The sequence below is a fragment of the Goodfellowiella coeruleoviolacea genome (assembly GCF_024171785.1).
Taxonomy (GTDB): Bacteria; Actinomycetota; Actinomycetes; order Mycobacteriales; family Pseudonocardiaceae; genus Goodfellowiella; species Goodfellowiella coeruleoviolacea.
Genome location: NZ_JAMTCK010000008.1, coordinates 42,178 through 66,981, shown reverse-complemented (window position 1 = coordinate 66,981; position 24,804 = coordinate 42,178). Strand labels below are relative to the sequence as shown.

The 24,804-nt window shown below is 73.0% G+C and carries 26 protein-coding genes and 2 pseudogenes; 6 read left to right on the top strand and 22 right to left on the bottom strand.

Annotated features, from left to right (window positions below):
* Positions 1–5 precede the first annotated feature (5 nt).
* On the bottom strand, positions 6–980 hold the full coding sequence (locus LX83_RS18295; RefSeq protein WP_253772939.1) for a zinc-binding dehydrogenase: 975 nt from the start codon (positions 978–980) through the stop codon (positions 6–8).
* Positions 981–1,220: 240 nt separating this feature from the next.
* Here LX83_RS18295 and LX83_RS18290 point away from each other — a divergent pair, with 240 nt between their 5' ends.
* Positions 1,221–2,639 carry an MDR family MFS transporter gene (locus LX83_RS18290; RefSeq protein WP_253772937.1) on the top strand — a complete coding sequence of 473 codons (1,419 nt, stop codon included), beginning with the start codon at positions 1,221–1,223 and terminating at the stop codon, positions 2,637–2,639.
* A gap of 43 nt (positions 2,640–2,682) precedes the next feature.
* Here the strand turns inward: LX83_RS18290 and LX83_RS18285 are convergent, their stop codons facing one another.
* On the bottom strand, positions 2,683–3,456 hold the full coding sequence (locus LX83_RS18285) for an enoyl-CoA hydratase/isomerase family protein (protein ID WP_253772935.1): 774 nt from the start codon (positions 3,454–3,456) through the stop codon (positions 2,683–2,685).
* A gap of 127 nt (positions 3,457–3,583) precedes the next feature.
* Here LX83_RS18285 and LX83_RS18280 point away from each other — a divergent pair, with 127 nt between their 5' ends.
* Positions 3,584–3,793, top strand: coding sequence for a hypothetical protein (locus tag LX83_RS18280; protein WP_253772933.1), 210 nt, complete (start codon positions 3,584–3,586; stop codon positions 3,791–3,793).
* Positions 3,794–3,820: 27 nt separating this feature from the next.
* Here the strand turns inward: LX83_RS18280 and LX83_RS18275 are convergent, their stop codons facing one another.
* Both LX83_RS18275 and LX83_RS18270 read right to left on the bottom strand, forming a co-directional pair.
* On the bottom strand, positions 3,821–4,390 hold the full coding sequence (locus LX83_RS18275; protein ID WP_253772931.1) for a DUF4232 domain-containing protein: 570 nt from the start codon (positions 4,388–4,390) through the stop codon (positions 3,821–3,823).
* Positions 4,391–4,489: 99 nt separating this feature from the next.
* Complete coding sequence (locus LX83_RS18270; RefSeq protein WP_308204002.1) at positions 4,490–5,737, bottom strand: cytochrome P450; 1,248 nt, start codon at positions 5,735–5,737, stop codon at positions 4,490–4,492.
* A 110-nt stretch (positions 5,738–5,847) separates the two neighbouring features.
* Between LX83_RS18270 and LX83_RS18265 the strand changes: the two genes are divergently transcribed.
* The gene (locus LX83_RS18265) at positions 5,848–6,405 is read left to right on the top strand and encodes a TetR/AcrR family transcriptional regulator (protein ID WP_253772929.1); all 558 of its coding nucleotides are present in this window, start codon (positions 5,848–5,850) and stop codon (positions 6,403–6,405) included.
* Here LX83_RS18265 and solA read toward each other — a convergent pair whose 3' ends face one another.
* Positions 6,406–7,548 (bottom strand): N-methyl-L-tryptophan oxidase, encoded by a 1,143-nt coding sequence (gene solA, locus LX83_RS18260; RefSeq protein WP_253772927.1) that lies wholly within the window; start codon positions 7,546–7,548, stop codon positions 6,406–6,408.
* Between the two features lie 466 nt (positions 7,549–8,014).
* On the opposite strand from solA, the gene LX83_RS18255 reads away from it, so the two are divergent.
* The gene (locus LX83_RS18255; protein ID WP_253772925.1) at positions 8,015–9,787 is read left to right on the top strand and encodes a S8 family serine peptidase; all 1,773 of its coding nucleotides are present in this window, start codon (positions 8,015–8,017) and stop codon (positions 9,785–9,787) included.
* 307 nt (positions 9,788–10,094) lie between these two features.
* On the opposite strand, the pseudogene LX83_RS38715 reads toward LX83_RS18255, so the two are convergent.
* The 6 genes and pseudogenes from LX83_RS38715 to LX83_RS18230 all read right to left on the bottom strand — a co-directional run.
* Positions 10,095–10,271 (bottom strand): annotated as a pseudogene (locus tag LX83_RS38715) (integrase core domain-containing protein); the annotation flags it as partial.
* Positions 10,266–10,367 (bottom strand): annotated as a pseudogene (locus LX83_RS38710) (IS481 family transposase); the annotation flags it as partial. The pseudogenes LX83_RS38715 and LX83_RS38710, both read right to left, overlap by 6 nt.
* A 70-nt stretch (positions 10,368–10,437) precedes the next feature.
* Complete coding sequence (locus LX83_RS18245) at positions 10,438–10,869, bottom strand: carboxymuconolactone decarboxylase family protein (protein ID WP_253772923.1); 432 nt, start codon at positions 10,867–10,869, stop codon at positions 10,438–10,440.
* Positions 10,866–11,330, bottom strand: a complete 465-nt coding sequence (locus LX83_RS18240) for a MerR family transcriptional regulator (RefSeq protein ID WP_253772921.1) — start codon at positions 11,328–11,330, stop codon at positions 10,866–10,868. The genes LX83_RS18245 and LX83_RS18240 overlap by 4 nt, the downstream gene beginning before the upstream one ends.
* A 72-nt stretch (positions 11,331–11,402) precedes the next feature.
* Entirely contained in the window at positions 11,403–11,894 is a 492-nt protein-coding gene (locus LX83_RS18235; RefSeq protein WP_253772919.1) for a nucleotidyltransferase domain-containing protein, read from the bottom strand.
* A gap of 72 nt (positions 11,895–11,966) precedes the next feature.
* A complete protein-coding gene (locus LX83_RS18230; RefSeq protein WP_253772917.1) occupies positions 11,967–12,557 on the bottom strand; it encodes a TetR/AcrR family transcriptional regulator in 591 nt (196 codons plus the stop codon).
* Between the two features lie 134 nt (positions 12,558–12,691).
* Between LX83_RS18230 and LX83_RS18225 the strand changes: the two genes are divergently transcribed.
* Positions 12,692–13,561: an SDR family oxidoreductase gene (locus LX83_RS18225; protein WP_253772915.1), complete on the top strand. Its 870-nt coding sequence runs from the start codon at positions 12,692–12,694 to the stop codon at positions 13,559–13,561.
* Between the two features lie 82 nt (positions 13,562–13,643).
* Here LX83_RS18225 and LX83_RS18220 read toward each other — a convergent pair whose 3' ends face one another.
* The 4 genes from LX83_RS18220 to LX83_RS18205 all read right to left on the bottom strand — a co-directional run bounded on the left by LX83_RS18220 (position 13,644) and on the right by LX83_RS18205 (position 16,233).
* Complete coding sequence (locus LX83_RS18220; protein WP_253772913.1) at positions 13,644–14,039, bottom strand: RidA family protein; 396 nt, start codon at positions 14,037–14,039, stop codon at positions 13,644–13,646.
* 211 nt (positions 14,040–14,250) lie between these two features.
* Entirely contained in the window at positions 14,251–15,117 is an 867-nt protein-coding gene (locus LX83_RS18215) for an EamA family transporter (RefSeq protein WP_253772912.1), read from the bottom strand.
* Positions 15,110–15,676: a MarR family winged helix-turn-helix transcriptional regulator gene (locus LX83_RS18210; RefSeq protein ID WP_253772910.1), complete on the bottom strand. Its 567-nt coding sequence runs from the start codon at positions 15,674–15,676 to the stop codon at positions 15,110–15,112. The genes LX83_RS18215 and LX83_RS18210 overlap by 8 nt, the downstream gene beginning before the upstream one ends.
* Before the next feature lie 47 nt (positions 15,677–15,723).
* Entirely contained in the window at positions 15,724–16,233 is a 510-nt protein-coding gene (locus tag LX83_RS18205; RefSeq protein ID WP_253772908.1) for a TetR/AcrR family transcriptional regulator, read from the bottom strand.
* A gap of 110 nt (positions 16,234–16,343) precedes the next feature.
* On the opposite strand from LX83_RS18205, the gene LX83_RS18200 reads away from it, so the two are divergent.
* A complete protein-coding gene (locus LX83_RS18200; protein WP_253772906.1) occupies positions 16,344–17,396 on the top strand; it encodes an FAD-dependent monooxygenase in 1,053 nt (350 codons plus the stop codon).
* Between the two features lie 95 nt (positions 17,397–17,491).
* Here LX83_RS18200 and LX83_RS18195 read toward each other — a convergent pair whose 3' ends face one another.
* The 7 genes from LX83_RS18195 to LX83_RS18165 are packed head-to-tail and all read right to left on the bottom strand — an operon-like array spanning position 17,492 to position 24,795.
* Positions 17,492–18,877 (bottom strand): amidase, encoded by a 1,386-nt coding sequence (locus LX83_RS18195; protein WP_253772904.1) that lies wholly within the window; start codon positions 18,875–18,877, stop codon positions 17,492–17,494.
* A 29-nt stretch (positions 18,878–18,906) separates the two neighbouring features.
* Positions 18,907–19,680, bottom strand: a complete 774-nt coding sequence (locus LX83_RS18190; protein ID WP_253773524.1) for an SDR family NAD(P)-dependent oxidoreductase — start codon at positions 19,678–19,680, stop codon at positions 18,907–18,909.
* Positions 19,681–19,702: 22 nt separating this feature from the next.
* On the bottom strand, positions 19,703–21,157 hold the full coding sequence (locus tag LX83_RS18185; RefSeq protein WP_253772902.1) for an aldehyde dehydrogenase family protein: 1,455 nt from the start codon (positions 21,155–21,157) through the stop codon (positions 19,703–19,705).
* Complete coding sequence (locus LX83_RS18180) at positions 21,154–21,990, bottom strand: ATP-binding cassette domain-containing protein (protein ID WP_407649610.1); 837 nt, start codon at positions 21,988–21,990, stop codon at positions 21,154–21,156. Before LX83_RS18180 ends, LX83_RS18185 begins: the two co-directional genes overlap by 4 nt.
* Entirely contained in the window at positions 21,987–22,976 is a 990-nt protein-coding gene (locus LX83_RS18175) for an ABC transporter ATP-binding protein (protein WP_253772900.1), read from the bottom strand. Before LX83_RS18175 ends, LX83_RS18180 begins: the two co-directional genes overlap by 4 nt.
* Positions 22,973–23,851 carry an ABC transporter permease gene (locus tag LX83_RS18170; protein WP_253772898.1) on the bottom strand — a complete coding sequence of 293 codons (879 nt, stop codon included), beginning with the start codon at positions 23,849–23,851 and terminating at the stop codon, positions 22,973–22,975. The genes LX83_RS18175 and LX83_RS18170 overlap by 4 nt, the downstream gene beginning before the upstream one ends.
* On the bottom strand, positions 23,848–24,795 hold the full coding sequence (locus LX83_RS18165; RefSeq protein WP_253772896.1) for an ABC transporter permease: 948 nt from the start codon (positions 24,793–24,795) through the stop codon (positions 23,848–23,850). The genes LX83_RS18170 and LX83_RS18165 overlap by 4 nt, the downstream gene beginning before the upstream one ends.
* Positions 24,796–24,804 lie beyond the last annotated feature (9 nt).

Sequence of the window (24,804 nt, the reverse complement as noted above, 5' to 3'; positions counted from 1 at the left end):
GGGGCTCACACCAGCAGCAGGGTCTTGCCGAGCACGGCGCGGGCCTCGATCGCGGCGTGCGCGTCCGCGGCCCGCTCCACCGGGAAGGTCCGCCCGATCACCGGCCTGATCCGCCCGGCCGCCGCGGCGGCGAAGACCCGTTCGGCCAGCCGCTTCTGGTTCGCCCCCACCTCGGCCAACTGCTCGAAGCCCAGCACCCGCACCCCGCGCCGCCGCACCAGTTCCGCGTCGATCGCGGTCGGCGTGCCGCTGGCCGCGCCGTGCTGGGAGAACCGGCCGCCCGGCGCGGTGATCCCGAGCGCGGCCTGCCCGATCCGGCCGCCGACACCGTCGAACACCACGTCCGGCCCGGTCCCGCCGGTCGCCGCGAGCACCTGGTCGGTCCAGTCCGGCTCGGCGTAGTCGACCACCACCTCGGCGCCCAGTTCCCGGGCCAGCGCCAGCTTCTCGACCCCGCGCGCCGCGCCCACCACCCGCGCGCCGGCCTGGTGCGCCAACTGCACCAGCAGGCTGCCCACCCCGCCGGCGGCCGCCTCGACCAGCACCCACTCGCCCGCGCGGATGGCGGCCTTGTCGAACAGGCCGAGCGCGGTGCTGCCGTCGTAGCGCAGTGCCGCCGCCTCCGGCAGGCCCAGCCCGTCCGGCACCGCCACCAGCGACTCCACCGGCGCCAGCGCCCGCTCGGCGTACGCGCCCACGTCGTGCACGGTGCCGGCGGCCACTCGCCGGCCGAGCCAGCCGGAAGCCACTCCCGCGCCGATCGCCAGCACCTCGCCGGCCACCCCGCCGCCCGGCAGGTAGGGCGGCTCCGGCAGCGCCGGCCCCGGGGTGAACCCGCGACGCAACTGGGTCTGCACGAAGTCGATCCCCGCGACCGCCACCCCGACCACGACCTGCCCCGGCCCGGCCACCGGCTCCGGTGCCTCCCCCGGCACCAGTACCTCGGGGCCGCCGAACCTGGTCACCCACACCGCCCGCATCCCGATCCCCTCACCTCAGCCCGCACCCGACGCCCGCCGGCGTCGCCGCGACCAGTGTCAAAGCTCCAGTCCACTGGAGGTCAAGCGCGGTTGAGCTGGATCACACCGTTAGTGCGACGAACGTTCTTGACCTCCACCTTCCTGGAGGTTCTACCGTCCGAACAGGACATCGCGCGGCAGCGCCCGGTTCGCCGCGGTCCACCCGGCGAGCACGCCGCACACCACGGGAAGGGCACGGTCATGACGTCAGCTCCACTGGAACGCATCCCCTGGCGGGTGTGGCGACTCGCCCTGGTCATCGTCATCGGCGCGTTCCTCAGCATGCTGGACGCGTCCCTGGTCAACGTCGGGCTGGACACCATCGGCACCGACCTGGGCGCGCCCCTGGACCTGGCGCAGTGGGTGGCCACCGGCTACCTCATCGCCCTGGCCGTGTCCCTGCCGCTCTGCGGGTGGCTGGGCCGGCGGGTGGGCGTGGGCCGGCTGTGGCTGGGCTCGCTGGCCGCGTTCACCGTCGCGTCCGGACTGTGCGCGCTGGCGCCGGACGTGACCTGGCTGATCGGCCTGCGCGTGCTCCAGGGGCTGGCCGCCGGCCTGCTGGTGCCCGCCGGCCAGACCATCCTCGGTCAGGCCGTGGGGCCGCAGCGGCTCGGCCGGGTGATGAGCATCCTGGGGATCGCGGTGAGCAGCGGCCCGGCCCTCGGCCCCACCGCCGGCGGGCTGATCCTGCACAACCTGCCGTGGCAGTGGCTGTTCCTGGTCAACCTGCCCATCGGCGCCGTCGGCCTGCTGCTGGGCCTGCGCCTGGTGCCCCGGGGCGAACTGGGCGCGGCCGCGCCGCTGGACTGGCCCGGGTTCGTCCTCATCGGACTCGGCCTGCCGCTGACCGTGTCCGCGCTGACCAGCTGGGGCGAGCACGGGAGCATCGCCACACCGGCGGTGCTGCTGCCCCTGGTGCTCGGCGTGGCGGGACTGCTGGCGTTCGGCCTGCGCTCCCGGCGCCACCCGCACCCGCTGCTGGACCTCGGCCTGTTCCGCAACCGCGTGTACCTGGCGGCCAGTGGTGCCACCGTGTTCAACGGCGCCGGGCAGTTCGGCGCCATGCTGCTGTTCCCGCTGTACTTCCAGCTGTCCCAGGGCATGGACGTGATCAGCACCGGCCTGTCGCTGATCTCCCTCGGCCTGGGCACGGCGGTCGTGCTGCCGCTGGGCGGCCAGCTCACCGACCGCTTCGGCGGCGGGGTGGTGGCCTTCTGGGGCGGCGTGCTGACCATCGCCACCACCGTGCCGTTCGCGCTGCTGCCCACCGACACCGACGCGCTCGTGGTGCAGGCGCTGCTCCTGGCGCGCGGCATGGCACTGGCCCTGGCGGCGACCCCGATCACCACCGCCGCCTACGCCTCGGTGCGCCCCGACCAGCTCCCCGACGCCGCCACCCAGGTGAACATCGCCATCCGGGTGGGCGGCGCGGTGGGCGGCGCCCTGTTCGCGGTGGTCCTGGCCCAGCACCTGCCCTCGGGCACCGAGACCGCCTTCCACACCGCGTTCTGGTGGCTGACCGGCGCCTCGGTCATCGGCCTCGCCTGCACCCTGTGGCTCTGGCTGGTCCAGCGCCGGCCCGCACCCGCGCCCTCACCGCGCGTCCGCGAGGGTGTCTAGTCCCCGCCTGGCGCGCCCGCGCTGGGCGCGCGGCGGCGCCGACCTACCGACCCGTCCACTGTGGACGGCGCTTGGCCAGGAAGCTGGCCACTCCCTCGCGGAAGTCGGCGCTGCCCATCACCGTCGCCACGATGTCCTCGCCGTCCGGCAGCGCGGCGGTGCGCAGCCGGTACGCCGCCTCCTTGGCCGCCCACATGGTCAGCGGCGCGTGCCGGCTCAGCTGCTCGACCAGCGCGTCGACCCGGGCGGTGAGTTCGTCGGGCGCGCACACCTCGGCCACGAACCCGGCGCCGGCCGCGTCCTCGGCGGTGAGCAGCCGCGCCCGCAGCAGCAGGTCCAGGGTGCGGGCCGGGCCGAGGTGGTGCACCAGCAGCGAGTAGGTGTTCATCGACAGGCAGTTGCCCAGGGTGCGGGCGGTGGGCACGCCGAACCGCGCGGTGGTGGTGGCGATCCGGATGTCGCAGCAGGCGGCCAGCACCATGCCGCCGCCGACGCAGTACCCGGACACCGCCGCCACCGTGGGCACCCGCACCCGCTCCAGGGTGGTCGTCACGGCGGTGATCCGGCGCTCGTAGGCGATGCCGTCGGCGGCGTCGGCGAAGTCGCGGAACTGGCCGATGTCGGTGCCGGCGACGAACGCCTCGTCACCGGCACCGCGCAGCACCATCACCCGGATGCCCTCGTCCGCGTTGGCCAGCTCGCACGCCCGGGTGAGCCCCTCGTACATCGCGAAGGTCATGGCGTTGCGCTGGTCCGGCCGGTTGAACAGCACCCGGAGCACGGCCCCGTCCCGCTCCACGATCAGCTCGTCGGACACCCGTCTTCCCCTCCCGCCCGCCTACCCGGTCCGGCCAGCCAACCCGCGCGCCGACCACCCGTCAAGCGCACCGCGACGCGGCTCGCACCGGCGTCGCACCCGGGTGCCGACGGGTAGGCTGGGCGTGATGAGCGAGTCGGACGACGAGGACGAGGGCGCCGAGTTCGAGGTGTCCGAGGAGGCGCACACCATCTGCCACCTGTGCGGCGGTGCGGGTTTCATCGCCAACCCGGTGCAGGCGGTCATCGGTGACGTGCCGCGCACCATCGACAACGGCCGGCCCTGCCCCGCGTGCGACCAGGACGGCTTCCTGGTCGGCCTGGTCCCCCCGGTCTGATCCACGAGAACCGGGGTTACCCGATCACTACGGCATGTCCAGCGACCAGGCGGTCACGGTCACCTTGCCGGTGGTGCCGTTGTCGATCCGCATGGGCAGGGTGGTGGCGGGCCCTCCCGGCACTGGCGCGGCCACCAGGTAGGAGCCGGGCGGGGGGACCTCCCACTCGGTCACGATGTTGGACCACATCACCATGGCGTACGCGCGCTCGCCCGGCGCCAGGGTCACCGGACTGGGGCCGGGGTCGATGGCGTAGTAGCCGGAACCGTGCTCGACGGCGACGTTCATCGGCGCCCGCTGGTCGTCCAGCACGGCCAGTTCGGGGTAGCCGTTCACCGCGTAGGGCTGGTCACCACAGTTCTCCAGGCTGATCACCACGCCCCGGTGGCCGACGGCGGCGTCCACGGCCCCGCTGGTGATCCGCACGCTCTCCGGACAGACGTCCTCGGCGCCGGCCGGCGCGGGGACGCTGACGGCCGCCGCGGGCGCGGCCAGGGCCGCGGGAACAGCGGTCACGCCCACCGCCGCCACACTCGCGGCGAACACCAGGGTCAGGCCGGCGACTCTGCCCGGGCTGGGTCTTCTCCTCGTGCGCACGGATTACGCCTCCTCCGCTCGGCAATGTTGCTCTTTTCCCGAACGTAGCGCGATCGAGTGAATCTTCGCCACAAACGCTGGTCAGCGCTGTCGAGCGGGTCACCAGGTCACGGGTAGCTCGGCCAGGCCGAAGATGGCCGAGTCGGACTTGAGCGGCAGTTCGGCCACCGGCCGGGCCAGCCGCAGCGTGGGCATGCGCTCGAACAGGGTGCGCAGCGCGATCTCCAGTTCGGCGCGCGCCAGGTTCTGGCCGAGGCACTGGTGCACGCCGTTGCCGAACGCCAGGTGGTTCCGGGCGCCGCGGTGGATGTCGAACTCGTCGGGGCGGTCGAACGCCCGCTCGTCGCGGTTGGCCGAGGCGCCCAGCACGTAGATGCCCTCACCCGCGCGCACCAGCTGCCCGCCGATCTCCACGTCCTCGACGGCCATCCGGTCGAACGCCACCCAGTCCACAGCGGAGTGGAAACGCAGCAGTTCTTCCACCGCCCCGGGCAGCAGACCCGGATCGGCCCGGATCTCGGCCAGCGCCGCCGGGTTCTCCAGCAGGCTGAGCACGCTCAGCGGGATCATGTTGGCCGTGGTCTCGTGTCCGGCGAGCAGCAGCAGGAACGCCATGCCGGCCAGGGCCTCGCGGGTCAGCTCACCGGTGGCCACCCGCTCGGTGAACAGCCGGCTGACCAGCCCGTCGTTCGGTTCGCGCTCCACTCGGGCGACCAGCTCGGCGAGGTAGCCGCGCAGCTCCCGGACGGCCGCGTTCGCCTCGGCGGGATCGGTGGTCAGCCGGGCGAACGTGCGGGTGCGCGACTCGAAGTACTCGTGGTCGGCGTAGGGCACGCCGAGCAGCTCGCAGATCACGATGGACGGCACCGGCAGGCCGAACCACTCGACCAGGTCGAGCGGGCCGCCCTCGGCCAGCATGGCGTCGACGCGCTGGTCGACCACCCGCTGGATGGCCGGGCGCAGCTGGTTGATCCGGCGCACGCTGAACTCGGAGATCAGCATGCGCCGGTAGGCGGTGTGCTCGGGCGGGTCCATGTCGATGAACTGCCCCTCGGGGCGCTGGCCGGCCTCGCAGGACTCGGGATTGGTCGTGGGGAAACCAGGCTGGGTGGGGTCGGTGCTGATCCTCGGGTCGGTGAGCACCTGCTTGGCCTCGGCGTACCGGGTCACCACCCAGCTGTGCTGTCCGCTGGGCAGCCGCACCCTGACCAGCGGCCCCTGCTCGCGCAGCGCCCGGTACTCCTCGGGCGGGCTGAACGGACAGCGCCGGGTCATCGGGAAGGCGGGCGGGTTCCCGACCTCGGGCACCCCGTGCGAGCTGGGCGAAGTGTGTTTGGCCGTGGTCATACTGTGCTCCTTCGGAGAGGCGACCGGCTGACGTGACTTACTTACACGAAAGTAAGTGAACGGGCCGGCCGCGGTCAAGTGCTGGGCGGAACAGGAGTGACGAACCGACGATGAGTGGCCGGCGCAGCGACACCAGGGACCGGATCCAGCAGATCGCACTGGAACTGTTCGCCGAACAGGGCTACGAGAACACCTCACTGCGGGAGGTGGCCGACCGGCTGGGCATCACCCGTCCCGCGCTGTACTACCACTACAAGACCAAGGAGGACATCCTGGTCGGCGTGGTCGAGGACCTGATCCGCTCGATCGACGAACTCCTCGACTGGGCCCGCGCCCAGCCCCGCACGCAGGACGCGCGCATGGCGGTGCTGCGGCGGATCACCGACCTGCTCAGCACCCGCTGGCGGCCGCTCATCAAGTTCTCCCAGACCAACCAGCGGTTCCTGGACACCCACCCGATCGGCGACCAGCTGCGCAACCGCATGCTGACCATGGTCTCGGTGCTCAGCGGTCCCGAGGACACCCTGGTGCGGCAGTTCGAGGCGCGGTTGGCGGTGCTCGCGGTGGTCATCGGCAGCGTGCCGGCCCTGTTCGACCTCGACGTCACCGATGAGCAGCGCAACGCCGTGGCCCTGGAGGTCGCCACGAAGCTCCTGCGCGAGGCCTGATCAGCCGAACCTGGTGCTGGCGAACAGGCCGACCGGGTGGCGGGTGGCGCCGTCCACCACCAGTTCGGCCAGGATCTCGCCGACCACCGGCACGAACTTGAAGCCGTGCCCGGAGAACCCGCACGCCACCACCACCTGCGGGTGCTCCGGGTGGCGGTCGATGACGAAGTGCTCGTCCGGAGTGCTGGTGTACAAACAGGTTCGAGCGTCCACAAAGGACCCGGTCAGGTCGGGGACGCGGGTGGCGAAGAAGTCGGCGATGGCGGCGGTCTCCTCGGGCCGCACGGTTCGGTCCACAGTGTCCGGATCGCAGTCCGCGCCACCGCGGAAGAAGGCCACCTTGCACGCGTCCGGCGACTCCGGGTGGCGGGGCACGCCGTAGCCCTGCCGGCCGTCGGGCGTCTCCCAGACGTAGACGGGGTGGCGCTCGGCGTCGAACGCGTCGGCCGGACCGGCCGGGGCGAACCAGAACTGCACCTGCCGCTCCACGCGCAGCGGCACCCCCAAATCGGCCAGCAGGCGCGGGGCCCACGCACCGGGGCAGACCACCAGCTGCCCGGCGTGGTACACCCCCTGCTCGGTCACCACCCGCACGCCCGAGCCGGCCGGGTCGGCCGTCCACTCGCGCACCCGCTCCTGGTAGTGCAGCTCCGCACCGGCCCGACTGGCCAGCCGCAGGTGGGCGGCCACCCCGGACTCGGGCACCACCAGGCCCGCCGCCCGCTCGTAGAGCGCGACCTCGGTGGCGGCCGGCCGCAGCGTGGGAAACCGGCGGCGGATCTCGGCCGCGTCGAGCAGTTCGTGGTCCAGGCCCCACTGGTGGGCGCTGCGGCGGCTGCCGGCGACGGTGCGGCTGTCCGGCGCGCCGATCATCAGCCCGCCGGTCCGGTAGACCAGGCGGCGGTCGGCGCGGCGCTCCACCTCGTCCCACAGCTCGTAGGCCCGCAGCAGCAGCGGCACGTAGGCGGGGTCCTCGAAGTACGCCTGCCGGATGATCCGGGAACCTCCGTGACTGGACCCCCGGTCGTGCAGCGGCCCGAACCGCTCCAGGCCCAGCACCCGCTGTCCCCGCCTGGCCAGCTGGTACGCGGCGGCCGACCCCATCCCGCCGAGCCCGATCACGATCGCGTCGAAAGTGGACACCGGCAAACCCTGCCCTTCCGCCAGTTCCTCGGCCCGTCGGTTGGTCAGTCCGCCCATCCTAGGGGCGATCAGTCGGACGAGCACGGCGGCAACGATCACCGGCTCTCGGTAGAATGAATACAACTGCCGCCCATCGCACCGGAGAGCCGGTGGCCTCGGGTTTCCTCGGCAGGTCCCGCGCGGGGGCCGGACGACGTGGTCGCGGCCGGGCAGCGGGCCGGGTGACCGGCCGGGGCCAGAAACCGCCCCGCAGCACGGGTTCTCGCGCCATGCGGGCCGTGCGCCCGTGTTCATCGTCGTCGCGACGGCCGCCGTTACCCCGACGGTCACGAGATTCCAACGAAACCGGCGGGCAACCCAAAAGCCGCCAAATGGCCGTGATGATCAGGGTCGTTCTCGAACCAGAGTGTTCCCTGCGGGTTCGAGAGCACCGTCCGCGAGGGGCCTTCGAGGAGGCAGACGAAGAATGCGAACACGACGCACGTTGGCCGCGGCGTTATCCCTGCCGCTGGCCGCGTCGCTGGTGACCCTGGGCGTGGCCCCGGGTGCTGGCGCCGCCCCGGCCGCGCAGACCGGCCAGACCAGTGAGTACACCGTGCTGTTGGAGGACGGCGCGAACCGGGACGCGGCGCTGTCCGCCGTCCGGGCCGCCGGCGGCACCGTGACCAAGGAGAACACCGCGATCGGCGCGCTCACCGTGACCGCGCCGGCCAGTGGGTTCGTGCAGCGGGTCGCCGCGTCCGAAGCGATCGTCGGCGCCACGCACGCGCGCAGCATCGGCACCGCGCCGCAGCAGCCCGGGGTCACCCCGGAGGCGGTCCGCCAGCGCGACCTGGTGGAGAAGGAGAACCAGTTCGGGCCCAGGGCCAGCGCCAGGAAGGCGGCGCCGGACCCGCGCGGCCAGCAGGCCACCGCCGGCCTGGACCCGCTGGACGACCAGCTGTGGGGCCTGAACATGGTGCGCTCCACCCTGGCCAGGGACAAGCAGGCCGGTGACCGCCGGGTCACCGTGGGCGTGCTGGACACCGGGGTGGACGGCACCCACCCGGACATCGCGCCGAACTTCGACGCGGCGCTGTCCCGCAACTTCACCGTGGACATCCCCTACGACTCGACCGGTGCCGTGGTGGACGGCCCGTGCGAGTTCCGCGGCTGCGTCGACCCGGCCAACCACGACGGCGGCGGCCACGGCACGCACGTGGCCGGCACGATCGCGGCGGCGGCCAACGGGTTCGGCATCTCCGGTGTGGCGCCGAACGTGACCCTGGTGAACATCCGGGGCGGCCAGGACAGCGGCTACTTCTTCCTCCAGCCGGTGGTGGACGCGCTGACCTACGGCGCCGACATCGGGCTCGACGTGATCAACATGTCGTTCTACGTCGACCCGTGGCTGTACAACTGCACGGCCAACCCGGCCGACTCGCCCGAGGCGCAGCTGGAGCAGCGCACCACCATCGCCGCGGTGCAGCGGGCGCTGAACTACGCGCACCGCAAGGGTGTCACCCTGGTCGGCGCGCTCGGCAACAACCACGAGGACCTGGGCAAGCCGCGCACCGACTACAGCAGCCCGGACTACCCGGCCGGCGCGACCTACGCCCGGCCGATCGACAACGCCGACTGCCTCGACCTGCCCACCGAGGGCGAGCACGTGATCAGCGTGGCCGCGCTCGGCCCGTCGGGCACCAAGGCCGACTACTCCAACTACGGGGTGGAGCAGGCCACGGTGTCCGCGCCGGGCGGCTACTACCGCGACGGCGTCGGCACGGACTGGTACCTGGCCAACGAGAACCTGATCCTGTCGACCTACCCGCGCAACATCGCGCTGGAGGACGGCGCCATCGACGCGGACGGCAACATCACCCCGGCCGGCCAGTCCCTGGGCGTGCAGAAGGACTGCACCAGCGGCGTGTGCGGGTACTACCAGTTCCTGCAGGGCACGTCGATGGCCGCGCCGCACGCCACCGGGGTGGCCGCGCTGATCGTCAGCCAGTACGGCACGGCGGACAAGGACCGCCCTGGCACGCTGACCATGGCTCCGGACAAGGTGGAGAAGGTGCTGCGCGGCACGGCCACCAAGCGGGCCTGCCCGGTGCCGCCGACCGTGTCCTACGCCAACGTGGGTCGTCCGGCCGAGTTCGACGCGACCTGTGAGGGCACCGAGAAGTTCAACGGCTTCTACGGCAGCGGCATCGTGGACGCCTACGGCGCGGTCACCCGAGGCAAGGACTACCTGAAGTAGCCGACCAGAGCCGAACACCAACGGGCCCGGCGGCCGCGGTGCGACCTGACCGTCCACTGTGGATTCCGGGCCCGTTGCGCGCCCACCCCCCACCCCACCCCACCGCGAGTCGACTTTGCAAACCCCGCGAGTTGACACTTCAGGCAGGGCCATGTGGGTGACCAGGACGGGTTCGGGGCGACCGATCACCGTGATCGGCAACTGGTCACAGCGGCAGGGGCGGTAGATCTCGGGCCCGGGATGCCCCGGGGCCAGTGCCGAACCAGCCGCGATATCCGTCCACAGTGGAGGAACTGGGGACGCCTGAGATGGACTGGCCGGAGAGGTTGGTCAATCGCGTGATCGGTGGCCGGTTCTCGCAGGCAGTGTGAGGCCGGTGCTGGTTGTAGCGGTGTAGCCATGCTTCGAGTGCGGCGCGTCGCTCGGCTTCGGACTGGTGGCAACGGGCGTAGGCCCAGCCGTCGGCCACGGTCCGGTGGAAGCGCGTGGCCACCTCACTGATGGGCCAGCCGTCGTCAACAACGAGGTGAGCGACGGTAAGCCTGTGCTTGGGCGTCAGAGCGGCGTCGGGGTGTGTCATGAGCGTTGTACCCCGGGCATGAGAAGGGCCAGCAGCCGGTGCGGCTGCTGGCCCGGTTGAGGGATTGGGTTCAGTTGGCGGGAGCGGTGTCGCGCTCGGTGAAGACCTCGCGCGCCACGAAGGTGGCGTTCACCGCGCGTGGGAATCCGCAGTAGCAGGCGGCGTGCAGGATGACCTCGGTGATCTCTTCCCGGCTGATGCCTACGTTCAGTGCTGCACCGATGTGGACCTTGAGCTGTGGTTCGCAGCCGCCGAGCGCGATCAAGGAGCCGAGGGTGACGAGTTGGCGGCTTCGGGGATCCAAGCCCGGACGGTCATAGATGTCGCCGAATCCGAACGCCGCGACGTGGTGCCCGAGTGCTGGGTTGATGTCGGCGAGTGAGTCGATCACTGCCTCGCCGGCGTGTCCGTCGATTCGCGACAGCACTGACTGTCCGTGACGGCGACGAGCGAGCTGCTCGGGGCTGTCGATGTCGTGTTGGGGAGCGGAGGTGTTCGTCATGGTCGAGGGGCTTTCTGATAGGTGGCGATCTTGTACTCGGTGGCAGCAAGAGCGAGTTGGAGCTGGGCGATCTGGGAGCGCAGGGTGTCGCGGTGCTCCAGCATCATGTCCATGCGTTCAGAGACCGTGTCCCGATCCGCGTCGACGAGGTCGATGTAGTGGCGCAGGTCGCTGATCGGCATACCTGAGGTCCGCATCCGTGTCAGGAACACGAGGCGGCGAACCGCGGCCGCGTCATAGCGACGATGCCCCGCACCATCGCGAGGCACGCAGACCAGGCCGATGCGCTCGTAGTAGCGCAGCGTGTGGGGATTCACCCCGAGGTGAGCGGCCGTCGTCGCGATGTCCCACTCGGTCGAATCGTCATCGCGAGCGAGTTCACGCAACGCCTCGATCGAGACCCCGCCTGGCGGATCCACCGCCAGGCGAAGCGCCTCGCGCAACGCGTCGTCCGGTTCCATGACCAGGACGGTAGAGGTGTGAGCGCACTCAAAGGCAAGCGCATCATCGATCAGTGTCCGCGGTCAGTACACCTAGAAGTGCGTGCTGACCCCGAAGGCGGCGCGCAGCTGCGCCATGTCGTGCAGGTCCCGCGCCCGGGGCTGGTAGCCCTGGTGGAAGTGGATCTGCTGGGCGGTTGACACGCAGGGCACCTCGGTCCGGCCGATGCGGCCGGTGACGAAGCACTCGGCGGGGTAGTCGAACGTGCCGCCGGCGTCGTCGGCCGCCTGCACCGCCGAGCCGTCCGGCGCGAACGCCAGCGGGTGCAGGTCCAACTGGGCCGCCCCGGGGCCGGTCAGCACGAACCGCACCGGCCGCAGGTCCAGGGTCAGCCGGAAACCGTTGTCCGCCAACACCTGCACCGCCCGGTCCTCGTGCTCGACGTTGTGCAGCAGGTCGAGGTCCTCGTGGGTCCTGGTCTGCCGGCCGACCAGGGCGTCGATGCCCCACCCACCGGCGATCCAGACGGCCACGTCGGCCGCGCGCAGCAACTCCAGCACCCGCAACACCGTGGCGGCAGTCATCACGCCCGGATGCCTATCGGCCGGCCACCCGCGCGGGCAACCGGTTTTCCGGCCGGTCCGGTCCGGCCGGCGTCAGCTCCCCAACGCCGTGCCGGTGGGCGTCATCCCGGCCACGGCGAGGTCCAGCAGCCGGTTGGCCTGGTCGGCCGAGATCTCCTCGTGCACCCAGGCCGCCGCGTTCATCAGGGCGGACACGTCCGCGCTGGTCACCTCCGGCCGCAAGGCGCCGGCCGCGCGGGCGGTGCCGACGAGTTGTTCGGTGACGCTGGCCAGCCGCGCGCAGTCCTCGGCCAGTTCGGCGGCCTTCAGGCCGGGGCCGACGATGAACAGCGCGGCCAGCCCCTGGTAGGTGGCGGCGTGCGCGACCACCAGCCGGATCCAGGTGGCCAGCGCCGCGCCCGGGCTGGCATCGGCCAGCAGCGCGTCGCCGCGCGCGAACAGGGCGTCGTGGCGCTCCCGCAGCAGTGCGGCGATCAGCGCGAGCCGGGTGGGGAAGTGCTTGTAGAGCGTGCCGATGGCCACGCCCGCCTGCCGGGCGATGCGCTCCAGTGAGGCGTCGACGCCGTGCTCCCGGAACACGGCGTCGGCCTCGGCGAGCAGGCGCTCGTAGTTGCGCCGCGCGTCCGCCCTCGGCCGGCGCCGCCGCGGTGTCGCCGAGTCCATGCGCACCCCCTTGCTAAGTTGAGGCACCCTCACCTATCTTGGTTGAGGGCCCCTCACCTTAACTGCCGGCAGCGCACCAGCGCGAGCGCACCGCCGCTCGCGCCCACCCCACACACAGACAGACAGGGACAGCGATGATCCTGGTTACCGGCGCCACCGGCGCCATCGGCCAGCACCTGGTCGCCCAGCTCAAGCGGGACGGCGTGCCGTTCCGCGCACTGGTCCGCGACGAGGCCAAGGGCAGGGCGCTCGGCTGCGACTTCGTGGTCGGCGACTTCGACGACCCCGACTCGATCACCCCGGCGCTGCACGGCGTGGACCGGCTGCTGCTCAACACGCCCTTCGCCCTGCCGGTGAACGGCGAACTGCCCATGATCCGGTGGCAGAACACCCTCATCGACGCGGCCAGCGCGGCCGGGGTGCGCAGGATCGTGAAGGTGTCCGTCTGGCGCGCCCGGGCGGAGGGCAAGCTCGGTGAGAACGCGCACTGGCGGATCGAGCAGCACCTCAAGGCGTCGGGCGTGCCGTGGACCGTGTTGCGCCCCAACGCCTTCATGCAGAACTTCATCACCGGCGCGGCGGGCGGCGCCATCGTCGACGGCACCATCGTGAACTGCTACGGCGACGGCCGGCTCGCCTACGTCGACTGCGTGGACATCGCCGCGTGCGCGGCCGAGGTGCTGACCAGCGACCGAGGCGTCGGCCAGAGCTACGACCTGACCGGGCCGGAGGCGCTCACCCAGGCCGAGATCGCGGCCAAGCTCTCGGCCGCGCTGGGCCGCACCGTGCGCTACGTCGGCGTGCCCCCGGCCGAGATGGCGGACACGCTCACCCGCAACGGCTTCCCCGCCGAGGTGGCCCGCGAGGTCACCGCCCTGATGGCCGAGGCGACCACGGGCGTCATGGCCATCACCACCACGGGCGTTCGCGACCTGATCGGCCGCGAACCCCGCACCTTCGACGAGTTCCTGGCCAGCAACCGGGACGCCTTCGACATCCGGTGACCACACCGCCCGCCGCCGGGACCGAAGGTCCACTGTGGACCTCCGGGTCCCGGGGTGGTCGGCACAAGGCACCGGATCAGGATCAGGGCCGCACAGCCACGGCGTCGATCTCGTAGAGCATTCCGGGCAGGGCGAGCGCGGCCACCCCGACCAGGGTCTGCGTCGGCGGCCTGGCACCCCAGATCCCGCCGATGAGTTCGCCGATGACCGCGAGCTTGTCGGCGTCGTGGTCGACCACGTAGCTGCCGACGCGGACCACGTGCTGGTAGTCCAACCCCACCGCGGCGAGCGCCTTGCCCAGGTTCTCCAGCGCCCTGGTCATCTGCGCCCGGAAGTCACCGGGCACCACCTGGCCGGTGTCGTCGGAGGCGTACTGGCCGGCGATGAAGACGAGTTCACCGGACGTGGTGGCCACGTGGCTGTAGCCGAAGCCGACCGGGTCGTGCAGCGTGTCGGGGTTGATGATGTCGTGCGGCACCGCGGGTTCCTCCTCAGCGGATCACGTCCCGGCGCACCGCCGGGCGACAATCATGGACATTACGTATCCACGATGTCGCGACGCAAGCCCGGGCCGGGTCACGGCACGGCGGCCCGACGTGATCTCGACCTCGTTCCCGCACCCCCGCGGCGGCTGGCGCCCCACGGCCGCGCAGGCATCGCCCGACGCCCGGCGCCCGTGCCCCGGGGGTTCAGGCGCCGGACAGGGCGATCAGCGCGATCGCCACGGCGGCCAGGCCGAGTCCGACGAGCTGGCGCGCGCTGACCCGCTCGCGCAGTGCGGTGATCCCGAGGACGACCGGGATCGCCGGGTAGAGCGCGGTGAGCACCACGGCCAGGGTGAGCAGTTGCTCGCGCGTGGCCAGCGTGTAGAGCAGGGTCCCCAGCGTGCCGAGGGTTCCGGTGGCCAGCGTGCCGAGCAGGAGCCGGGGCCGCGGCCGGAGCGCGGCACGCGTGGCCAGCGCGGCCGGCGCGATGGCCAGCACCGACGCCACCCGGCTGACCAGCAGCGGCCAGAGTCCGGCGGCCTCGTCCGCCCTGGCCAGGGCGATGAACTGCACGGCGAAGCCCACCCCGGCGACCAGCCCGGCCAGGCTGCCGGTGGCGGTGCCGCCGGAGCGGCCCGGCTCGGCGCGGTGTCCCGGCTCACCGGACGCCCGGGAGACCAGCCAGAGCGCGGGTGCGGCGGCGGCGATGCCCAGCCAGCTCAGCACCGGGGGCCGTTCGTCCAGCAGGACGACGCCGACCAGGACGGGCAGCGCCACCGCGCCGACGTCGCTGACCGGCACCACCACGCTGAGCTTGCCGGTGCTGACCCCGCGGTAGAGGAAGGTGATCCCGATCCCGGTGCCGACCCCGGACAGCGCGCCCCAGCCGAGCGCGGTCACGTCGACCGAGGCGGCCGGCACGGCCAGGGTGACCGGGAGGATCGCCGCGGTCCCCCCGAGCTGACCGAGCAGGGCGACCGCGGTGCTGTTCATCCGGCGGGACAGCAGCGCGCTGAGGAAGTGGGTGCTGCCGAAGCACAGCGCGGAGGCCAGTGCCAGGACGTTACCCAACGGCTTCTCCCGCACGCGCGTCGTGGTGCGCGCCGACCTGGGCGGCCTGGCGCCGCCGCGACTGGCCGACCGGGCAGGACGCGCCGGCGCGCAGGCAGCTGCCCCGGTCGCACAGCCGGCAGATCCGGTCGGAGTTGCCCACGCCGTGGTGGATGCCGGTGAGCAGCTTCTCCAGGATGGTGGCCAGGGTGCGCTGGTCGGCCAGGGACAGCCGGGCCACCAGCGCGGCGATCTCGGTGTTGCGCGAGTCGAGCAGCTGCCTGGCGACCCGGCGGCCGGCCGCGGTCAGGTGCACCGACACCCACCGGCTGCCGGTGGGCCTGCGGGTGACCAGGCCGCGCTGTTCGAGTCCGTCGACCATGCGGGCCGCGGCGGACTGGGTCAGGCCCACCCGCCGGCCCAGTTCGGTGACGTTGAGCCGGTTCTCCTCGTGCAGCAGCACCAGTGCGGCAGCGCCGCTGCTGCTGGTTCCCGACGCGGTCTTGGCGCCGGCCACCAGGAGATCGGTGACGGCGAGGGCCGTTGCGCCCAGCAGGTTGACCACCCGTGCCTCGTGCATGCGGCCTGCAATGCCCCTTTTCCTCGGCAACCAAACCGGTTAACCGTTCACATCGGCCGTTCTGCCGCGGTGCGCTCGGCCAGTTCGCGCAACTCGGTCACCACGTCGGCGGCGGACGGCGCGTGGTCCGGGTCGAGCAGCCACTGCATCATCAGCCCGGTGAGCAGGGCCAGCGGCACGGATCCGCCGCTGCCCGCGCGGGCCTGGCGTTGCCCGGCGACGAGGTGCTCGCGCAGTTCGGGTGAGCGCTCGGCCTGCACCAGGGCCTCCAGGTTGGCCACCCACAGCGCGCGGTGCGAGGTGAACGTGCTGATCAGCGCCGCCCACCGCCGCTCGGGGTCCGCGGACCGGCCGACCCGGTCGAGTTCCGCGCTCAGTTCCTCCATGGCCAGCACCAGCGCCTGGGTCAGCAGCGCCTCGCGCGAGCCGAAGTGGTAGCCGATGGCCGCGTGGCTGACGCCGGCCGCCGCCGCGATGTCGCGCACCGTGGTGCGCGCCCAGCCCCGCTCGATCAGGCACCGCGTCGCGCCGGCCAGCAGGTCCTCCCGGTTTCCCATGCCGAGCAGCATACCGAGGGATTGACCAATTGGTTGAGGCGAACGTCTTGCGCGATTGGTTTGCGCGATCGTCTTGACCGTTTGGACAAGAGCTGCGTACGGTCTGCGCCATGACGAACACGAAGGTGCTGATCTCGGGTGCGAGCGTCGCCGGACCCGCGTTGGCGTACTGGCTGCGCCGCCAGGGGTGCGCGGTGACCGTGGTGGAGCGGAGCGCGGTGGTGCGCGAGAGCGGGTACGCGGTGGACTTCCGCGGCGACGCGCTCGACGTGCTGGAGCGGATGGGCATCCTGGCCGAGGTGCGCGCGCACCAGACGCGGATGCGCGGCACCACCGTGCTGGACGCGGACGGCCAGCAGGTCGCGCGGCTGCCCGCCGAGGCGTTCGCCGGCGAACTGGAGGTGCCCAAGTCCGACCTGACCCGCATCCTGCACCGGATCACCCGCGACGACGTCGAGTACGTGTTCGGCGACTCGATCGCCGCGATCGACCAGCACGACACGGGTGTGCTCGTCAGCTTCGACCACGCGCGGCCACGCGAGTTCGACCTGGTCATCGGCGCGGACGGGGTGCACTCGCTGGTGCGGCGGCTGGTGTTCGGGCCGCACGCGCGCTTCCAGCGGCACCTGGGCATGTCCGGCGTCGGCTTCACCGCGGCCAACCACCTCGGACTGGACCACAGTGGACTGTTGAGCACCGCGCCCGGCCGGGCCGTCTACCTGTTCAGCGCCGCCGACGTCGAGCGGATGACGGTCAGCCTGTCGTTCGCCACCGACTCACCGGAGCTGGACCGGTTGGACCGCGCCGCACAGCAGGAGATCGTCCGCGACCGGTTCGCCGGCCAGGGCTGGGAGATCCCCCGGCTGCTGGACGCCATGACCACCGCCGAGGACTTCTACTGCGCCTCGTCGTGCCAGGTCGAGATGGACCAGTGGTCGTCCGGCCGCGTCGCGCTGGTGGGCGACGCCGGCTACTGCGCCGCCCCCACCTCCGGCATGGGCACCTCACAGGCCCTGATCGGCGCGCACCTGCTCGCCACCCACCTGGCCGCGCACCCTGGCGACCACCGCGCCGCGTTCGCGGCCTACGAGCGCGACCTGCGCCCCCTGGTCACCGAGAACCAGGCCAAGGGCCGCGAGGCCGCCACCCTCTTCGGCGCCTGATCCCCACCCCTCCCCCGCGAGTTGACTGTGCAAACCCTGCGAGTTGACAGTTCAGGCAGGGCCATGTGGGTGATCAGGCCACCGCGACCCGGGGTTCACGGGCTGGGCCAGGGGCGCTGCGGCGGCCGGAGCTGCTCGTAGGCGCTGGCCACGCGCAGCACGCCCAGGTCGTCGAAACGCCGACCGGTGATCTGCAGGCCGATCGGCAGACCGTCCACCGTGTACCCGCAGTTGACCGACACCGCGGGCTGGCCGGACATGTTCAGCGCCACGGTGAACCCGATGTGCTCGAACGGGCGGGCCGGATCGTTGGTGGGCGAGGCCGCCTCCGCCGGGAACGCCGGCACCGGCGACACGGGTGAGAGCACGACGTCGAACGGCTGGCAGGCGCGCAACGCGGCCACGCTCATCGCGTCCATCTGCGCGAACCCCTGGTACACCTCGGTGCCGCTCAACCCCGCGCCACCCTCGGCCCACTCGCGGATGTAGGGCAGCACGCGGTCCCGCCGCCCGTCGGGCATCCGCGCCAGGTCCGTCCAGAACCGGACGCGCCAGAACCGGTCCAGCCCGTCCAGCATCTCCCGGGTGAGGAACGGCTCGACCGGCTCGACCACCGCGCCGGCCGAGGCGAACGCGCGCGCGGCCGCGGCCACCGCGGCGGCCACCTCGGGTTCGGGGTCCAGCCCGACGCCGGCCGAGGGCAGGTGGCCGACGCGCAGGCCGGTCAGGTCGATGTCCAGCTCCTGCCAGGCGATGTCGGCCGGCGGCAGGCTCAGGTGGTCGCGATCGTCCGGTGTGGACAGCACGGCCATGAGCAGGGCGGTGTCCGCCACGGTTCGGGTGATCGGCCCGACGACCCGCCCCGGGTAGGGCGGGTCCACCGGCACCCGGCCGAAGCTCGGTTTGAGGCCGACCAGCCCGCACCAGCCGGCGGGCAGCCGGATCGAGCCGCCGATGTCGGTGCCCACGTGCAGCGGCCCGTACCCGGCGGCGGCCGCCGCGGCCGCACCCGAGCTGGAGCCGCCCGGTGTTCTGCCGGTGTCCCACGGGTTCCGGCTCAACGGGTGGAAGCTGGACAGCCCCGAGGAGAGCATGCCGTAGTCCGGCATGGTCGTCTTGGCCAGCAGCACCGCGCCGGACTCGCGCAGCCGGGCCGCGGCGGGCGCGTCCTCGGCGGCCGGCACCAGCTCGGTGGCGGCGCTGCCCAGCGGCACCGGCGTGCCCCGGGTGGCGATGTTCTCCTTCACCGTGACCGGCACGCCGTCCACCGGGCCGGCCGGCGCACCCCGGGACCAGCGCCGCTCGGCCGCGCGGGCCGCCGCCAGCGCCGCGTCCGGGTCCAGCGCGTAGGTGGCGCGCAGCACCGGCTCGGCCGCCTCGATCCGGGTCAGCACCGCCTCGGTCACCTCGACCGGGGACAGGGTGCCGGCGCGGTACTCGGCGACCAGCTCCACCGCGGTCAGATCGGCCAGTTCGGTCACGCCGGGCTCCTCTCTGCGCACTCCACGACTCAGCCGGCCGGCGGCTCGAAGCGGCCGTCCACCGCGGTCCAGCCGCCGTCCACGGCCAGCACCGCACCGGTGACGAAGCTGGACGCGTCCGAGGCCAGGTACACCACGGCGCCGGCCAACTCGTCGGGTCGGGCCCACCGGCCGAGCGCGCCCTTGCCGGCGTAGGCCTGGTACCACTCGGGGTTGGCCTTGATCTGCGCGGTCAGCGGGGTCTCCACCACGCCGGGCGCGATCGCGTTGACCCGCACGCCGGCCGGGCCGAACTCGGCGGCGGCCGTGCGCAGCAGCTGCACCAGGCCGGCCTTGGTGGCCGCGTACACGCCCTGCCCCGGCTCCACCACGCTGCCCCGGATCGACGAGAACCCGATGATGCTGCCGCGGCCCCGGGCCACCATGCCGGCGCCGAACGCGCGCACCACCTCGAAGCTGGCGGTGAGGTTGAGCGCCACCACCCGCTCGTACTCCGCGCGCGTGTAGTCCAGCAGCCGCTTGCGCACGTTGGTGGCGGCGGTGAGCACCAGCACGTCCACCGCGCCCAGCTCGGCCGCGGCCGCGGCCACGGCGTCGGCGTCCAGCACGTCGACCGGGTAGGCGGTGGCCGTTCCGCCGATCAGGGCGGCGGTTTCCTCGGCCGCCACCGCGTTCACGTCACCGCACACCACGCTGGCACCGTGCGCGGCCAGCGCCAGCGCCGACTCCCGGCCGATCCCGCTGCCGGCGCCGAGCACCACCGCCCGTCGTCCGTCCAACCGGAACAGTCGCGAGTAATCCACAGTGGACATCGAGGCACCTCCACTAGGGCCGGATCACGGCCATCCTGGTCACGGTCAGCTCCTCGACCGCGAAGCGCGGCCCCTCCCGGCCGGTGCCGGAGTCCTTCACCCCGCCGTAGGGCATGGTGTCCGAGCGGAACCCGGGTACCTCGTTGACCACCACGCCGCCCACGTCCAACTCGTCCACCGCGCGGAAGGCGGTGGCCAGCGAGCGGGTGTAGACGCTGGCGTGCAGCCCGTACCGGGAGGCGTTCACCTGCTCGACCGCCTCCTCCACAGTGGACACTCCGCGCACGCACACCACCGGGCCGAACACCTCCTCCGACCAGCACGGCGACGCGTCGGGCACGTCCGCCAGCACGGTGGGCCGCACCGCGCCACCCACCTGGCCACCCCCGGCGAGCACCCGCGCGCCGGCCGCGACCGCCTGGTCCACCCAGTCCAGCACCCGCGCGGTGGCGCGCTCGTCGATGAGCGCGGCCACCCGGGTGGCCGGATCGCGCGGATCGCCGACGACCACCTCGTCCAGCCGGTCCAGCACCCGCTTGACGAACTCCTCGCGCACCGCCTCGACCACCAGCACCCGCTGCACCGAGATGCACGCCTGCCCGGAGGCGTAGAACCCGCCGCGCAGCACGGCGTCGGCGGCGGCGTCCAGGTCGGCGTCCTCGGCGACCACCAGCGCGGCGTTGGAGCCGAGTTCCAGCAGGGTCTTGGTGGGCGCGGCGGCCCTGGCGATGCGGTGGCCGACCGCGGCCGACCCGGTGAACGACACCGCGCCGATCCGCCGGTCGGTGACCAGGGCCGAGCCCACCTCGGCGTCCCCGGTGACCAGCTGGGCCAGCGCCACCGGCGCGCCCGCCGCCCGCGCCGCCTCGCGCACCAGGTGCACCAGCCACAGCGTGGCCAGCGGAGTCTGCGGCGCCGGCTTGCACACCACCGGGCAGCCGGCCGCGATGGCCGGGGCGATCTTGTGCGAGGCCAGCAGCAGCGGGTAGTTGAACCCGGCGATGCCCACCACCACACCGATCGGCCGGCGGGTCCAGAACCCGACCAGGCCGTCACCGGACGGCAGCAGGTCCAGCGGCACGGTCTCGCCGTGCAGCCTGGCCACCTCCTCGGCCGCGGCCGACCAGGTCACCAGGGTGCGGGCCACCTCGACCTGGCAGTCCACCAGGGGTTTGCCGGTCTCCAGCACCAGCAGCCGCTCGAACTCGGCGCGGTGCTCGGCCAGCGCGTCGTGCACGCCGGTCAGCACGGCCCGCCGCACCCGCGACGGCAGCGCGGCCACCGCCCTGGCCACCGCCACGGCCTCGGTCACCGCCTGCCCGGCCTGCGCCGGCGTGCCCACGGGTGCGGCCGCGATGGCACTGCCGTCGAACGGGAACCGCACGGTCGCGGTGTGCTCGACCGGCACCCAGTCCGCGCCGATCGGCAGGCCGGGTGGGTGGGGCGGGTCGAAGGCCGGTGCGGTCAAGGCTGCTCCTCCTCGGCGGTGCGGGTGGTGAACCTGGCCAGCGCGCCGCGCAGGGTGGGCACGGCGGCCAGCAGCTCCCGGGTGTAGGGGTGCTCCGGCGCCCGGTAGACCCGGTCGACCGGGCCGAGTTCGACCAGTTCACCCGCGCGCAGCACGGCCACGGTGTCGCACACGTGCCGCACCACGGACAGGTCGTGCGAGACGAACACCAGGGTCAGCGCGTACCGCTCGACCAGGTCGGCCAGCAGGTTGAGGATCTGCGCGCGCACCGACACGTCCAGCGCGCTGACCGGTTCGTCGGCCACCAGCACGCTGGGCCGGGGCGCCAGCGCGCGGGCGATGGAGACGCGCTGCCGCTGGCCGCCGGAGAACTGGTGCGGGAACCGGCCGGCGGCCTCTTGCGGCAGCCCCACCGCCTCCAGCAGCTCGGCCACCCGCCCGGCGGTGTCCGGATGTCCTTGCGCGACAAGGGGTTCGGCGATGATGTCGCGCACCCGCATGCGCGGGTCCAGCGAGCCCATCGGGTCCTGGAACACCACCTGGAGTTCGCGGCGCAGGAAACCCAGCTGGCGTTCGGGCCGGCCGCTGACCCGCTGGCCGCGGAAGCGCACCGTGCCCTCGGTGGGCTGGTCCAGCCCGGCCAGCAGTCTGATCAGGGTGGACTTCCCCGAGCCGGACTCGCCCACGATGCCGAAGCGCTGGCCGGCGGTGACCGAGAAGGACACTCCGCGCAGCGCGGCCACCGCCCGGCCGGGCCGGGTCAGCGACACCCGGGGCCGGCGGTAGGTCCGGTGCACGTCGGTGACCTCGATCAGCGGCTGGTCGCCGGTCATGGCGCGCCTCCCCCGGGATGTGTCGGGTGCCAGCAGGCGTGGCCGTGCTCGGGTGTGCCGCGCCAGTCGGGCAGCTGGCCGCAGGCCTGGTCGGCCCGGTCGCACCGGGTGCGGAACACGCAGCCGGCCGGGAACTGGCCGGCGCCGGGCACGCTGCCCGGGATGGTGCGCAGCCGGCCGCGCTCGTCGGTGGCGGTCAGGTCGGAGGCGGCCAGCAGGCCCCGGGTGTAGGGGTGGCGCGGCGCGGTGAACACCTGGTGCACCGGCCCGGACTCGACCAGCCGCCCGCCGTACATCACCAGCACCCGATCGCACAGGGACGCGACCACGGCCAGGTCGTGGGTGATGAACAGCAGTCCGGTGGAGCGCGCGGTGGCGGCGCGGATCAGCTCCAGCATCCGCGCCTGCACGGTCACGTCCAGCGCGGTGGTGGGCTCGTCGCAGATCAGCAGGTCCGGGTCGTTGGCCAGGGCGATGGCCAGCACGACCCGCTGGCGCTGGCCGCCGGACAGCTGGTGCGGGTAGGCGCGGGCCGTGTCGGCCGGGTCGGGCAGGCGCACCCGGTCCAGCAGCTCCACGGCCGCCGCCCTGGCCGACCGGCGGTCCGGCCGGGTGCGGTGCACCAGCATCACCTCGGCGACCTGGTCCACCACCCGCATGGCCGGGTTGAGCGCGGTCATCGGCTCCTGGAACACCAGGGTCATCCGGCGGCCGCGCAGCGCGGCCAGCGCCCGCTCGGACGCGCCGAGCAGGTCGTGGTCGACACCGGCCAGCCGCACCGACCCGGTGGCGCGCACCCCCTCGGGCAGCAGGCCCAGCACGGCCGACGCGGTCAGCGACTTGCCCGAGCCGGACTCGCCGATCAGCCCGACCCGCTCGCCCCGGTCCACCCGCAGGCTGACGTCGCGCACCAGTTCGGTGTCCACAGTGGACACGGTCAGCCCGGTGACGGTGAGCACCGGGGAGCGCGGCTCGGACCGGCTCATCCGCGTGCCTCCAGTCGCGGGTCCAGCCGGTCCCGCAGGCCGTCGCCGAGCAGGTTGAACCCGAGCACGGCCAGGGCGATGGCCAGCCCGGGCACCAGGGCCAGCCGCGGTGACACGGTGAGCAGTTCCTGGGACTCCTGCAGCATCCGGCCCCACGACGGGGTGGGCGGCCGGGTGCCCAGGCCCAGGAAGGACAGGGCCGCCTCGGCGAGCACGGCGATGCCGAAGGACACCGACGTCTGCACGATGACCAGCCCGGCGATGTTGGGCAGCACGTGCCGCACCGCGATGGCCAGCCGGCGCCGCCCGGCCACCCGCGCGGCCAGCACGTACTCGGTGCCCAGCACCTCCACCGCGCCGCCGCGCGCCAGCCGCGCGAACGACGGCGCCGTGGCGATGCCGATGGCCAGCATGGCGGTCAGCGTGTCCGCCCCGAACACCGCGCCGAACATGATCGCCAGCAGCAGCGCGGGAAACGCCAGCACCAGGTCGTTGCCGCGCATCACCAGCTCGCCCAGCCGGCGCGAGGACATCGCCGCCAGCACGCCCAGCGGCGTGCCGACCAGCGCGGCCACCCCCACCGCGACCACGCCGACGAACAGCGTGGTGCGCGCGCCCACCATGACCTGGCTGGCCACGTCCCGGCCGAACCTGTCGGTGCCCAGCCAGTGGGCCGCGCTGGGCCCGCGCAGCCGGTTGGGCGCGTCCACCAGGGTGGGGTCGTGCGGCGTCCACAGGAACGACACCAGGGCGAGCAGCACCACCGCGGCCACCAGCGCGCCGCCGACCAGCAGGCTGGCGTTGGCCCCGCGCCGCCCGGCCCGGGTGCCCGCCCCGGGCACCGGTCCACTCGGGATGTCCTCGACACCGCTCATCCGACCTGCCTCAGTCTGGGGTTGAGCACCGCGTAGAGCACGTCGACCAGGAAGTTGACCAGCAGCACGGTGAGCACCAGCACCATCACCACGTCCTGCACCACCAGCAGGTCGCGGTTGCCGACCGCGTCCAGCAGCAGGCTGCCCAGGCCGGGGATGACGAACACCCGCTCCACCACCACCGCGCCCACCAGCAGGGTGGTCAGCTGCAGGCCAAGCACGGTCACCACGGGCACGGCCGCGTTGCGCAGCCCGTGCCGCAGCAGCGCCCGGAACGGGGTGAGCCCCTTGGCTCGCGCGGTGCGGATGTAGTCCTCGCGCAGCACGTCCAGCACGGCCGAGCGGACGTAGCGGGTCAGCACCGCGCCCTGCACCAGGCCCAGCGACAGCGCGGGCAGGATCAGGCCGAGCAGGAACTCCACCGGGTCCACCACCGGTGGCGTCCACCCGCCGGAGGGCACCAGGCCCAGGCTCACCGCGAACACCTGCACCAGCACGATGCCGGCCAAGAACCCGGGCACGGCCACGCCGAGCTGGCTGAGGCCGGAGATCACCGCGCCGCTGATCCGGCGGTGCCGGACCGCGGCCAGCACACCGGCCGGCACCGCGATCAGCACGGCCACCAGCATGCCCGCGCCCACCAGCCACAGCGTCACCCCGTAACGGTCCACAAGGGACGGTCCAATGCGCTCACCGGTGACGTAGGAGCGGCCGAAGTCGCCGGTGAGCAGGCCGCCGATCCAGTCGAGGTAGCGCACGACCAGCGGCCGGTCCAGGCCGAACTCGTGGCGGGTCCTGGCCAGCAGTTCGGGCGTGGCGTTCACGCCCAGCGCCACCTGGGCCGGATCACCGGGCAGCACCGCCATGAACCCGAACACCAGCACCGACGCCACGGCCAGGCTGGCCAGCAGGATCAGCAGGCGTCTGGTCAGCTGGAATAGCACGTCTCATCC